The sequence below is a fragment of the Bacillota bacterium genome (assembly GCA_013314855.1).
In the GTDB taxonomy this organism is placed as follows: domain Bacteria; phylum Bacillota; class Clostridia; order Acetivibrionales; family DUMC01; genus Ch48.
The window spans coordinates 1-13,294 of the sequence record JABUEW010000114.1 but is presented as its reverse complement, the minus strand read 5'-3'; the positions used below and the strand labels follow the sequence as shown (position 1 = coordinate 13,294).

The window sequence follows — 13,294 nt, the reverse complement described above, 5'->3', positions numbered from 1 at the left end:
GGTTATAGTGTTATCCGATGACTTAAACGTATGGTTAAATTTATGTAATATTATTATATAATTGGATAAAATTACTAACGCAGCCACTATTAATGGATAAGAATAAAATTTTCATGCTTCAGCTCTGAATATTTCATCTATAATTATATATAATGTCTTTTATAATATTATAATAATATATTATAATAATTATAATATCATTAAATATTATTAGCTTAATCATTTTACAGTTTATGTTCCGCTCTGCCATGAAGATAAATACTCTTCCTGTTCAGGAGTAAGTTTGTCTATTTCAATACCCATTGACAAAAGCTTTAATCTTGCTATTTCCCTGTCGATGTTTTCCGGAAGCACATATACTTTGTTTTCAAGTTTGCCAGCGTTTTTCACGATGTATTCCGCCCCAAGGGCCTGGTTTGCAAAGCTCATATCCATCACTATAGCAGGGTGTCCCTCAGCTGCAGAAAGGTTTAAAAGCCTTCCCTCTGCAAGGAGGTACACTCGTCTCCCATTATTCAGGGTATACTCATCCACATAATCTCTTACCCTTCTTTTTGAAACAGACAGTTTCTCCAAAACCTCAATATTTATCTCGTCATTGAAGTGCCCGGAGTTAGCGAAAATGGCACCATCCTTGGCTATTTTAAAATGGTTCTCATCAACAACATTCAAATTCCCTGTTACTGTAACAACTATATCGGCAACAGGCATGGCCTGCTCCAATTTCATCACCCTGAAACCATCCATAACAGCCTCTATTGCCTTTATGGGATCCACCTCAGTAACAATGACATTTGCTCCCATTCCCTTAGCCCTCATGGCAACTCCTCTACCGCACCATCCGTAGCCACAAACAACAAAATTCTTTCCGCATATCAGTATATTGGTCGACCTCAGGAGCCCATCTATTGTGCTCTGTCCCGTACCGTAACGGTTGTCAAAGAGATGCTTGGTGGCAGATTCGTTAACAGCTATCACGGGAAACTCTAAAGCATTATCCTTTTCCATGCTTCTTAACCTGATAACTCCTGTCGTTGTCTCCTCGGTACCGCCCATCACCTTCTTTAAAAAAGTATCCTTGTAGTCCTTGTGAAGCAATCCTACAAGGTCTGCTCCATCATCTTGCGTGATACCCGGCCCATGCTCTATCGCTGCAACCAGGTGCTTATAATAGGTATCCCTGTCCTCGCCCTTTATTGCAAATACGGGTATCCCGTAGTCTGCAACAAGGGATGCGGCCACATCATCCTGGGTGGAAAGAGGATTAGATGCGCATAACACCACATCGGCACCGCCTTCTTTTAGTGTTCTTACAAGATTTGCGGTTTCTGTCGTTACATGCAGGCAGCATGACATTTTCCTTCCCTCAAGAGGTTTTTCTTTTGCAAACCTTTCCCTTATCAGCTTCAATACCGGCATCTGCTGCTCTGCCCACTCTATACGCAATTTACCTTTTTGAGCAAGCGACAAATCCCTTATATCACATTTCATTATCATTAAATCCTCCTTTGTTATAGAATCTTCTCCGGATTATCCCCTTTCTCCGGATTATCTCATATTAATTATTATCTCTTATATTAACTGTTTTAGTAAAGTGTTTTAATAAAAAAGTACCTGCTTTAATTCTCTTACCCTATTCCACACAGGGTATACGGCAAAAAGCAGGTACTTATAGCTAACAATTATATGCAATCGTAAAAATAATAACGCTTATATTTAAGGCAAATTCATTCTTCTACTTTAGGCAGATTTTTTATGCTTTCTTTCACGCTTTGTTCCGAATATTCTACATCCTCCATTTGTCCGCTAAAGTAATAGTCATATGCTGCCATATCAAAATAACCGTGTCCGCTTAAATTAAAAAGTATTACCCTTTCTTCGCCCGCTTCTTTCGCTCTTAACGCTTCATCTATTGCTGCCTTTATGGCATGCGCCGATTCGGGAGCAGGCACTATTCCCTCTGCCCTTGCAAACATTACAGCGGCATCAAAAACAGCCCTTTGCCCATAGGCCACAGCTTCAATAATTCCATCATGATAAAGCTGGCTTACTATTGGTGATGCACCATGATACCTTAAACCTCCTGCATGTATGCCTGCAGGCACAAAATCATGGCCAAGTGTATACATTTTAGCAATAGGAGCCAGTTTTGCAGTATCACCGTAATCAAAAGCAAAAATTCCCTTTGTAAGGCTTGGACACGCAGTAGGCTCTACAGCTACTGCCCTTACTTTTCTACCGTTAAACTTATCCATTAAAAACGGGAAGGCAATTCCGGCAAAGTTGCTTCCTCCACCGCAGCAGGCAAAAATTACATCCGGATATTCATCAATCATTTCCATTTGCTTTTTCGCTTCCAATCCAATAACTGTTTGGTGCAGGCATACATGGTTCAATACGCTTCCAAGGGAGTAGTTTGTATCTTCATGAGTTGCAGCATCTTCTACTGCTTCACTAATTGCAATACCTAAACTGCCCGAGGAATTTGGATCTTTAGCCAATATCACCCTTCCGCTGTTTGTAAGATTGCTTGGACTTGGAATAACTTTTGCGCCGAAGGTCTGCATGAAAGAACGCCTGTAAGGCTTTTGTTCATAACTTACCTTAACCATATAAACAGTACAATCCATACCAAAACGACTGCAAGCAAGGCTCAATGCACTTCCCCACTGGCCTGCCCCTGTTTCCGTAGAAAGTCTTTTTATCCCCGAAGCCTTGTTATAATATGCCTGAGGTACGGAAGTGTTCAGTTTATGGCTTCCTGTAGCATTTATACCTTCATATTTATAGTAAATCCTTGCTGTTGTATCCAACAGCTTTTCAAGGGCTCTTGCTCTATAAAGGGGTGATGGCCTCCACTGGGCATACATATCCCTGACTTCTTCGGGAATATCTATCCATCTTTCGGTTGAAACTTCCTGCATTATCAACTCTTTTGGAAAAATAACCAACATATCGTCAGGTGTAGCAATTTTACCTGTTTGGGGGCTGTAATAAGGTGCCGGTTTATTCGGCATATCTGCTACAATGTTGTACCATTGCTTTGGGATATCAGTTTCTTTAAGGATAACTTTTGTAACATTATTTCTTCTCATCTTTCTCATCTCTCCTTATCTATTCTCATCTCTTCTGAGGAGATACTAAAATTTTGTATTAATTCTATCAAAAAATAAATACTACGTCAACAAAAAAAATTATTTTGAAACTTCCTTCTTATACCCATACCTTTCTATTCTTAATACAACTCCCCTCCCACTTGCATAGATTTTGCACTCTTCCAAAGATTTTATAACCCCATTACCTATAGGATTTTCAGGTATTACAAGAAGCAACTCTTTTTTATTTATTTCTTCTCGTTTTATTACAATGCCGCCCTGTCCCCAGGGTTTTTCCTGCCCGTTATATTCTGCCAGCTCATTTATGTAAACTTGTATTTTCTTGCTTGTAATTTCAGGCTCTTGATATGATTTTGCAGTCAAGTCCATGCTTTTAATCATGGTGGCGGTACCTGAACTAAATTTTGCTATCACAGGAAAATTAAAAGGAAGATTGGCACCGAATATTTCACGTATTTTTCTTCCCCTGGTAAAATTATCCAAAGACCAAATGTCTTCTTCACTTTCAATTTTTTCGTCCCCATAGAGCCATGCCCTTACAGCGGCTCTTTGAATAAAGCATAAAGGTGGAAATATCTTTATAGGTATTGGTATATCTATCATATATTTTACTACCAGATCAATATCGTTTCTGTCATTTGCAAAAAAGCCGGACATGCTCATATCCAGCCCATCAATCCCTCCATCAATATTAAGCTTTCTTAGCCTTTCATCAGGATCTTTTGCTTCACTGCTCATAAAGTATTTTCTCATGTATATTTTAGCTAAAGTAGAAAAGAGTTTATTTAAATCATCTTCATACATCCCTTTTATAAGCGCATAAAGCTCTTCCCTCAATTCTTCCGGAATATCCGGCAGTTTATTCAATTCTCCATCCGGTTTTTGAAACAGCTCCTCCTCAAATTCCCCAAAGAATTCATTAATTCCACTTATATGGTATATATAGCTCAATTGGGATATTTCGTTGGCGGTCTGGTTTAATGCATGCTGAATTATTTCATGGGTATAAATTACTTTTATGAAAAAAGCCACTGTTATGACCACGCAAAGGAAAAAGGGCAGAACAATAGAAGCCTCTATAGTAACAGATCCCCTGGTATTTCCCTTTTTATTATTCTTTTTCATGAACACTAAAACCCCCATTTGCAATATGCACCTTAATATTCTTCATATAAAAGGATACGGAAAAGATGCCTTCCATCATGGGTTTTTAAATTTGAAGGCATAAGATTCCGGGTTAAAAACAAATACTTCATTGAAACCTCCACTTCAACCCTTATGCCCGCGTATGTGTTTCCCATTTTAAATCCGGACTTTACCTTTCCTATATTTATTTCAATAATATCCTGTATTCTTCCCAATACCTGCTCGGTATTTTTCAGCAATAAAAATATCCTGAGATAATCCTGGTAGTTTAAGTTAAATATATGTTCTTCAGCTCCGGCTTCATCATTTGTTTTATAATCATTATAATTACACATTTTATCCATGGCTTCCCGGGTGTCTGTCCCTATATCCAAATCCAGTTTCCAATCTTTCTTTGTTTTATACAAGGGTACAATTTTCCCTCCAATCAAATCTTTTAAGTCGAGAATAGCTTCACCCATGCCCCATGCACATATGATAAGGTTTTTGACAATAGGTATTCCTGTTCCCCCGGTCCACCATCCTGCCAATGCCGTGGCTATTGCGGAAGCCTGTTGCCTTTTTTCTGCATCAATATATACATGAATCGTGTTGAGAACGAATCTTATCAAAAGTATCTGGCCCTTGGTTTTCAACACATTGATATTTTCCGAAGGGCTCCCATGAAGTATGTATTCTACCTCGGCATTAAAAAATGATTCCTTCCTCTCTTTCATTTTCTCCGCTGAAGTACCTGAAGTATTCCCTGCTTCTACATAGTTGCCGAATACTCTCATAATATACTCATTTATATAAACCATATCCCTTATATCTTCTAATCTTTCGGAAAACGCTTTGCCTATTGAAGAAACAAAGTTAATTGCCTTTTTTGAAAAAACGGCAGATATTTTTGAAAACTCTATTTCTTTTTCCAGCTCCTCAAGGTTCCCCTCATATTCTGCTGATGTCGGAAAATTGTCAAGATAACTTACATCTTCGTCATCAAAGTCCTCTTCCATAATTTTTTTCTTTGAGGGCAGCTCATCAATGTTAATTCCTGCATCTATCATGTCCACACCCTCTTTTCCGTCTTTTTTCATAACATTCCTGGCAATTTCCTCAAGTATCTTCCTCGGGTCTTTTGTCTTAGTGTCTTTATCTGTTAAATAATAGTTATATTCTACTTTCTTGTAATGTGAATTAACTTCACTAAGCTTTTCAAATACTCCCTCTTTTGTCAAATCCGATATATCGTTCCTTTCCAGCTTTGCTTCCACTTCATCCAAAGTATTTACGGCTTTTTCGAGAGCCTTTATGTTGTTTTCAAAAACCATAATCATTCTTTTTATATCTGCTTCATCAGGAATAAGTTTGCTTAGTTTTTCTAGTTCTTCCATTATTATATCTTTAAAACTTTGTCCGGGAGATGATGTATTACCGGTCATATCTATATTTATGCCGCCTGTTTCAAGTTCATTGCCTATAAATTCTTTCAGTTCTTTTATGCTTAAATTTACTTCAGTACCAAGCTCAAGCAATTTATTCGCATTTTTAATAGCTTCCCTGTTTGGTTCTATAAAAGATATTGTTTGGTCCTCCCTAAGTCCATTATAAGTCTCAATTATATTTTTCTTCTTTTCAGAAATCTCCTCAATCGTTTTAAGCTCAATGGTTTTAAGATAGTTAATACGGTTCTGCTCATTATTCTCATCACTTTTTGTATCTTTATTTCCTTTATTGTTTTCCTCTTCTATATCTGCCATATTATTGTCTGTACTCGCAGTCACGACCATGGCCAAGGCTTTTTCAATTTCCTCAAGCTCCCTCTCCAGATTTCCGTACTCCTCTATCAAGCCCACATACTTTGTTATAAGCAAGTCCCTTACCCCATCCTCATTGAATTTCTCTATACAATCATCTACATATATTCCATCTCCAATAGTACCGCTTATATTTATCTTCAATCCCTGCTGAATGTCCTGCAACTCTCCTAAACTTTCTTCAATTCTCATTTTCCTGCCGTACACTTCGGACATTTCTCCAACTTCTTTTAAAAGGTTGACTTTTTTAAGAAAACCTTCGACAATATTTTCCGGCACCCTGTATTTCATGTACTCAAGTATCTGCTTTTTTACCGTTTCCGTCCCCGTAAAATTAAATATAGGGGTGACTCTCACTTCTTCTATTCTAAATCCGTAAAAATCAATGGGTTTTATTTTACCATCCCTGTTTAGAAGGTCTCCACCTCCATCTCCGGCTCCAATTACCAAATTCATGTTTATATAACGTTTTATATCTTCTATGATCTCTGCTTCGTTATATTCTCCCAGGGCAAAAAGTCCGTAATCTTCCTTAAGCCTGCTGTTGTATGAAGCCAGGACTGATTTAGCAGCATTTTCAACACTTTTCCTTACATGGGCTTCACCTGCTATTATCCTTGAAGCATCAACAAGAATCCCGGTTACAACAATTATCGATAAAAAAATTATGGTTAAAAAAACGGCTATTTGCCCTTTATTACCGTTAAGACTTCTCTTAAGATTGGTAGCTTTCAAGTCAATAGTTCTCGGACTTGTAGCTTTCAGGTCAGTTACTTTTCTATTGGCAGTTTTCATATTTATAGTTTTCAAATTTGTAGTTTTCGGATTGATGGCTTTTAATTTCTTAATTTTCATAAGCACCAACTTTTGACACCCTATTCTTTATATCATTTATTACTTTTTTCAGCTCGTCTATAACATTATTTACTTCCGGACAATATTTTCCAATTTTTTTTATAACTTCCATTAAAAAATCAGTATTGCGTATAAACTCTGCAGGTTCAATCAACATTGATTCTGCAAATGCTTTTTCTCTGAAGGATTTGTCCGCAGCTTCGATTTGCAGTTTCTTTAAGATAATGTAATCTTTAATTTCCACCACTGCTGTCCTTTCATTAGTTTTAAGTACAGGATTCCCATCCAGACGGGAAAACAGCCAGTTTTTTATTCTCAGAGCCTTCATCTCTTTCTGGCCGTCATATAGACGCCAGTACAATTCATATGATCTATTGTGAATTTTGCCGGTAGTTATATCTTTATTTATATTATCCCATACAGCAGCCCCCCTTTGCGCAGCCAAATCTGCTGCCACCTGTATGGACACAGCCCTGTAAAGCCTTAAAGGAATGAAAATAGCAAAAATAACACAGAAGAAAACAAAAGGAATTATAATAATTGTTTCAATAGTAATGCTGCCTTTTATATTTTCCGGTTTTATATTATTCACCCCCCCACCCGTTTAATAGCATTCGAAATATTATTTACTACGTAGTATATTGTAGTACATTAATATATAGCATACTACATAGTATACTAATAATTTACCATATATTTTCATATTTTTCAATAGTTTACATGATAATTTGTAAATATTTCGAAAAGTCGGCAGTTTTAAATTCGCCGCTTTCACTTTTAAAACAAAGCATAGATTAAAAGACTGTTTTACAATTCTACATTACAAGTCTACTTTATAATACTTATATAAACCCGTTACTCTATTCCTTTGGGTATAATTAAAAAGTATTACCGTTCTCTTCTTCCTAATAATATTATTATCAATGTTAACGTCTAAATTATTTTGAGCATCTTGTACAAGCTCTGTTACATCATAGTCAAAGACTTCAAAGTTCACGTTTCTTAAAAGGCGTTTTGCTTCCATACCCTCGCTGCCTGGAAAATACCTGGACCTGTTTTTTTCATCCTTTAAAAAGCCAAGCCGCTTTTCCTTTAATTCGGGTTCTATTATCCGTGTTATTCCGTCAGGTAAGTTGCCTGAATTGTTAGTAGATAAAAAGTCAAATTTCAATAAATCATTTCCAACATCTCTTTCGTGGGCCGGTACTATGTTTTTTACAAAATCATAAAATACAGTATATAGCTCTCTCCCGGGTATTGCCCTATCTAGGTAACCAGCCTTCAGATTAAACAAATAAAATTCCTTGTAAAACTGAAAAGGTGAATCGAAATACCTGTTTATTACGAAATTTAAAGAATTAATAAACCTTCCCGAATTATAATACCTCTCAAATATTTCCTCAATTCCCTTAAACTCCGTCATTTCATCAAAGTTTACGTATTTATTGTATAGCACTTCATACGGAGGATAATCTCTAAAACTGTAACCGTGTTTTTCAGCCTGGTATCTGATTTTGGAGCCTTTCAGCATTTTAAGGAATCCTAACTGCAATTGATGGGGCTTTTGCTCATATACCTTGTTAAAGGATTTTTGCATTAAACTATAATCTTCAAAGGGAAGGCCTGCTATTAAATCTAAGTGCAGGTGTATATTCCCAAATGATTTTAACCGGTTAACATTTTTAAAAACCTTTTCAATATCTGTTTTTCGGTTTATTTCTTTAAGGGTTTCTTCATTAACAGACTGCACTCCTATCTCAAACTGTATAAGGCCTTCTTCAGCCCCTGCCAAAATATCAAGCATTTCATCATCAAACAAATCCCCCGCAGCTTCAAAGTGAAAGCATGTGTTACTGCTCTTAACTTTACCACTAACTTTGTTGTTATCTTTGCTATTATTCTTGCTGTTCTCAATTATAAACCCTATTATTTCTTTAGCCCGTTTTTTATTGGCATTAAAAGTTCTGTCCACAAATTTAACCTGTTTCACTCCGGCATTAATGAATCGACAGATATCTCTTTTTACCCTATCCAGCGAAAAATACCTTACTCCTTCAAATGTAGAGGAAATACAATAGGAACATGAAAAAGGGCACCCCCTGGAGGCTTCATAGTACACTATCCTATTACCTAATGCACTAAACATTTCGTCAGTATAAGGAGATGGTATAGAATCAAGATTATCTACAAGGCAGTATTTACCGTCATATGTTATTTTCCCTTTATTATTCCTGTAACATAATCCTTCAATACTGTCAATTGGAATACTACCGTCCTGCAAAGTCTTTAACAGTTTGCCAAAGCTTTTTTCTCCTTCGCCACATATAATATAATCAATAAATGTATTATTAAACATTATTTCTTCAGGGTCAAATGATACCTCAGGCCCGCCTAAAATTATTGCGGTATGGGGCAGTACTTTCTTTAAGTTTGAAACCAGTTTTAATATATAGTCAATACTCCATATATAACACGATAAAGCAATAACATCAGGTTTTTCCAAAAATATTTTTGACAACACCCATTCAATATTGTCATTAATAGTGTATTCTAAAACCTTAATCTCTCCACAGCAATCCTCGCTAAAGTATTTTAAATACCAGGGTGCCAAAGAAGAGTGTATATATTTTGAATTTAGCGCTATAATTGCCGTTTTCATAAAAGCCTCAATTATCCTCTACCCTTTCATTTTATAAGTTTTTGTAATTCTTCAACCTTATAAATCAGGTCTGCTTCCTTCCCATTAAAATCCTGCAGTATAAATGATTTATCCATTCTCTCAACTATTTTATAAAATTTTGACGTTATTTTCAATAATATTAAACATTGTAACAGGTCTTATTCAAGAAAATTTAAAACACTTCTGCCGTCTCTTTAATTTCAACCAATTTATTCCATATAGCATATAAAGTTATTGAAAAACAAATATATGCATGGTAGACTTTAGTTATTAAACATATATACGGAAAGGTGTATTATACCTTGAAAGGATGTATTATCCCATGAAAGTCGGAATTGGACAGGATAGCCACAGGTTTGATTTTTCTAATAAGAACAAAAAGTTGATACTTGGAGGTGTGGTTTTTGAAGGATATCCTCCCTTGAAAGGGAACAGCGATGCAGATGTTGTTCTTCACTCTTTAACTAATGCAATTTCAGGCATTACCTGTGTTAATATACTGGGCGAAATAAGCGATAAATTGTGTCTCGAAGAGGGTATCACTGATAGTTCGGTATATCTCAAAGAAGCTTTAAAATATTTAGGGGAAAATAAAATAGTGCATGTCTCAATTTCTATCGAATGCCAATTGCCCAAAATATCTCCCAAAATACCGGAAATGCGAAGCAACATCTCCAGGCTTTTAAAGATACCTGAAAACTGTATCGGAATTACCGCCACATCGGGCGAAGGACTTACCGAATTTGGACGGGGAAATGGTATACAGGTATTCAGCTGCGTTACTGCAAGTTAAGGTTAGTTTTATTAAAATTTCCGATGTCTCTTTATAATTGCATCTGCAATTGCCAAATCTTCCTGTGTAGTAATCTTTATATTATCATAACTTCCCATTACTAGTTTTAAAGGTACACCCAGCCTTTCCACCAGTACTGCATCATCTGTTCCTTCAAAGCCATCTTCCAGTGCCTTTTTATGGGCATTCATTATTAGATGGAATTTGAAAGCCTGAGGAGTTTGAATTAACCACAAGTTCCCCCTATCCAGGGTTTCCTGCACAAATCCTTCATAATTAGACCTTTTTACGGTATCCTTAACGGGAATGGCCACGCATGAAGCGCCGAAATCACCTGCAGCCCTTATGCTTTCCAAAATAATCTCCTCCCGGATAAAAGGTCTTGCTCCGTCATGTATAAGGACAATCTCGCAACTTAAGTCCACCTCATTAAGTCCTTTAAATACAGACTCTTGCCGGGTTTTCCCACCCGCAACTATCTTACTCACTTTTCGGAAATTGAAACTATCTACTATGCCCTGTTTGCAGTAAATAATGTCATCTTCATTTACAACCAATATTATTTCATCTACAAGGCGACACTCCTCGAAAACTTTAATACTCCTTGCAAGTATAGGTATATTACCAATATCAATATACAGTTTGTTAGTATTTGTATTCATCCGTGTACCTTTGCCTGCTGCTGCTATAATTACGCTTATCACTATTCGCTACATTACCCTTTCTAATTCTATATTACTCTTTCTATTTCTACATTACTCTTTCAACATTATACTTAGGCTTGGCAAAAATCATTCTCCCCGCAGCCGTCTGGAGGACACTGGTCACCATTACACTTATACTCTCACCTATATGCTTCCTGCCGCCATCTACCACAATCATGGTGCCATCATCTAAGTAACCTATCCCCTGCCCATTTTCCTTCCCGTCTTTTATAACTTGCACGACCATTTCCTCTCCAGGCAGGGCTATGGGTTTTACGGCATTAGCCAGTTGGTTTATATTCAATACACCTACACCCTGTACATTTGCAACTTTACTCAAGTTAAAGTCAATTGTCAATACCTTTGCGCCTAACTTCTTTGCAACATTGAGTAATTCAGTATCAACTTCAGTACCTTCAGGAGTATCAATATTTTCAATTCTCACAGTACAGTCTAACTCTTTTTGTAAAATATTCAATACGTCCAGGCCCCGCCTTCCCCTATTTCTTTTCACCGGGTCGGATGAATCGGCTATATGGCGCAGTTCTTCAAGGACAAAATTCGGTACTATCAATTCGCCCTCCAAAAAACCCGCCCTGATTATATCAACTATCCTACCATCAATAATAACACTGGTGTCCACAACTTTAGGTTCTATATGTTGTCCATTGTTTTTATAACCGAATAGAGGTTCATCTTTTTTCCCTGAAGCAACTGCTATTCCCACACAACCAAATAAAATGTTAATTGCTATGGATATAGGCACTCCAACAACATTGAGCTTGTTAAAAGGTATTGCTATCAAATTTGCAACTATAAGGCCTATTACCAGACCTGCTGCACTTATAGTCAACTCGTAAAGTGTCATGTTTTGAACCGTGTGTTCAAGCTTATCCAGAACTTTGAACACTGTATCTATTATTCTAGTGGCTGTTGAATAAAAAAGCACAGCAACAAATACTGCAACAATAGCATAAATCACAATTTTCAAATCTTGAGGAATGCTGATATCCTGTAAGGTAAAAAGAGTTCTTGTAAGCGTAAACCCAGTAACTGCACCCACAGCAGCGAAGGAAAGTTTAATTACATTATTCACCACGTTACCTAACTCCCCTGCAAAATTATTTTTTTTTAACAATAAATTTGTAATAACCTAACATACAACTTAACAGTTTACACCCCTAAAGATCAAGATAACTATCTATTATGCCTTCTATTTCACTTTGGTTAACACCTTTAGCTAAAACTAATTCACTTATAAGAATTTGCTTTGCATTATTTAACATTTTTTTTTCGCCTGTAGACAGTCCTTTTTCTTTTTCTCTTACCATAAGAGTTTTAACCACTTCCGCCACTTCAAATATATTACCGCTTTTAATTTTCATCATGTTTTCCCGATATCTCTTGTTCCAGTTGTTAGTAACATTAGTGTTCTGTTCCTTCAATATATCAAGGACCTTCTCAACTTCCTGAGCTCCTATAACTTCTCTTATCCCAATATCATCAACATTATTGATAGGTATCATTACCTTCATATCACCTATTGGCATTTTTACAATATAATAATATTGCCTGTGCCCTAATATTTCCCTTTCTTCAATTGATTCAATTATTCCAGCACCGTGCATTGGATATACAATCTTATCCCCTACATCAAACATATTAAATTCCCCCGTATATAACAACAAAATTATAATTTAACATTATCACAAAACAAAGTCTATTATATGAGTATATGAGGCATTTCTTAAGCTAATTAAATATCAAAACTATATTTCAAAACTATATTAAAATTATATTAATATATTAGGTTTGCTATTGTTCAAAATACAAAATTGTAGCAACTCGGGAACTTTGGATGCCAATCGCTGATTAACAGTTAGAAAGGTTTGCAGGCAATATTTAAATAAATTCTTTCTATTTTCCGTTAAAAAAACCTCCCTCAATAATAATATCGGGTACATGTCTATGTTGCCGCTTAAAATTTTAACTTAACAACGCCTTAACTAAAGTGATGTTATATTAATAAGTATACTACAAACATATTATAATGTCAAAGATTTCAACTATCTTCCAGAGCTGAAGCATGAAAATTTTATTCTTATCCATTAATAGTGGCTGCGTTAGTAATTTTATCCAATTATATAATAATATTACATAAATTTAACCATACGTTTAAGTCATCGGATAACACTATAACC

The 13,294-nt window shown here is 36.1% G+C and carries 10 protein-coding genes; 1 reads left to right on the top strand and 9 read right to left on the bottom strand.

Annotated features, from left to right (window positions below):
* Positions 1-231: 231 nt before the first annotated feature.
* From HPY74_16265 to HPY74_16240, 6 genes are all read right to left on the bottom strand, one after another.
* Positions 232-1,491, bottom strand: a complete 1,260-nt coding sequence (locus HPY74_16265; protein NSW92198.1) for an adenosylhomocysteinase — start codon at positions 1,489-1,491, stop codon at positions 232-234.
* A 236-nt stretch (positions 1,492-1,727) separates the two neighbouring features.
* A complete protein-coding gene (locus tag HPY74_16260; protein ID NSW92197.1) occupies positions 1,728-3,095 on the bottom strand; it encodes a TrpB-like pyridoxal phosphate-dependent enzyme in 1,368 nt (455 codons plus the stop codon).
* 99 nt (positions 3,096-3,194) lie between these two features.
* Entirely contained in the window at positions 3,195-4,241 is a 1,047-nt protein-coding gene (locus tag HPY74_16255) for a hypothetical protein (GenBank protein ID NSW92196.1), read from the bottom strand.
* A 32-nt stretch (positions 4,242-4,273) separates the two neighbouring features.
* Positions 4,274-6,925: a hypothetical protein gene (locus tag HPY74_16250; GenBank protein ID NSW92195.1), complete on the bottom strand. Its 2,652-nt coding sequence runs from the start codon at positions 6,923-6,925 to the stop codon at positions 4,274-4,276.
* On the bottom strand, positions 6,906-7,508 hold the full coding sequence (locus tag HPY74_16245) for a hypothetical protein (protein ID NSW92194.1): 603 nt from the start codon (positions 7,506-7,508) through the stop codon (positions 6,906-6,908). Before HPY74_16245 ends, HPY74_16250 begins: the two co-directional genes overlap by 20 nt.
* A gap of 228 nt (positions 7,509-7,736) precedes the next feature.
* The gene (locus HPY74_16240; GenBank protein ID NSW92193.1) at positions 7,737-9,575 is read right to left on the bottom strand and encodes a B12-binding domain-containing radical SAM protein; all 1,839 of its coding nucleotides are present in this window, start codon (positions 9,573-9,575) and stop codon (positions 7,737-7,739) included.
* A 331-nt stretch (positions 9,576-9,906) separates the two neighbouring features.
* Between HPY74_16240 and HPY74_16235 the strand changes: the two genes are divergently transcribed.
* A complete protein-coding gene (locus HPY74_16235) occupies positions 9,907-10,389 on the top strand; it encodes a 2-C-methyl-D-erythritol 2,4-cyclodiphosphate synthase (protein ID NSW92192.1) in 483 nt (160 codons plus the stop codon).
* A gap of 11 nt (positions 10,390-10,400) precedes the next feature.
* Here HPY74_16235 and ispD read toward each other — a convergent pair whose 3' ends face one another.
* The 3 genes from ispD to HPY74_16220 form a co-directional block, all read right to left on the bottom strand.
* Positions 10,401-11,096 (bottom strand): 2-C-methyl-D-erythritol 4-phosphate cytidylyltransferase, encoded by a 696-nt coding sequence (ispD, locus tag HPY74_16230; GenBank protein NSW92191.1) that lies wholly within the window; start codon positions 11,094-11,096, stop codon positions 10,401-10,403.
* Positions 11,097-11,139: 43 nt separating this feature from the next.
* The gene (locus HPY74_16225) at positions 11,140-11,961 is read right to left on the bottom strand and encodes a TRAM domain-containing protein (GenBank protein NSW92190.1); all 822 of its coding nucleotides are present in this window, start codon (positions 11,959-11,961) and stop codon (positions 11,140-11,142) included.
* Between the two features lie 313 nt (positions 11,962-12,274).
* A complete protein-coding gene (locus HPY74_16220; protein NSW92189.1) occupies positions 12,275-12,754 on the bottom strand; it encodes a CarD family transcriptional regulator in 480 nt (159 codons plus the stop codon).
* Between the last annotated feature and the right edge of the window lie 540 nt (positions 12,755-13,294).

Excerpts from the sequence above, each read along its gene's own strand:
- HPY74_16265 (NSW92198.1), bottom strand. The coding sequence starts at position 1,491 with ATGAAATGTGATATAAGGGATTTGTCGCTTGCTCAAAAAGGTAAATTG.
- HPY74_16260 (NSW92197.1), bottom strand. The coding sequence starts at position 3,095 with ATGAGAAGAAATAATGTTACAAAAGTTATCCTTAAAGAAACTGATATC.
- HPY74_16255 (NSW92196.1), bottom strand. The coding sequence starts at position 4,241 with ATGAAAAAGAATAATAAAAAGGGAAATACCAGGGGATCTGTTACTATA.
- HPY74_16240 (NSW92193.1), bottom strand. The coding sequence starts at position 9,575 with ATGAAAACGGCAATTATAGCGCTAAATTCAAAATATATACACTCTTCT.
- HPY74_16235 (NSW92192.1), top strand. The coding sequence starts at position 9,907 with ATGTATTATCCCATGAAAGTCGGAATTGGACAGGATAGCCACAGGTTT.
- HPY74_16225 (NSW92190.1), bottom strand. The coding sequence starts at position 11,961 with ATGACACTTTACGAGTTGACTATAAGTGCAGCAGGTCTGGTAATAGGC.
- HPY74_16220 (NSW92189.1), bottom strand. The coding sequence starts at position 12,754 with ATGTTTGATGTAGGGGATAAGATTGTATATCCAATGCACGGTGCTGGA.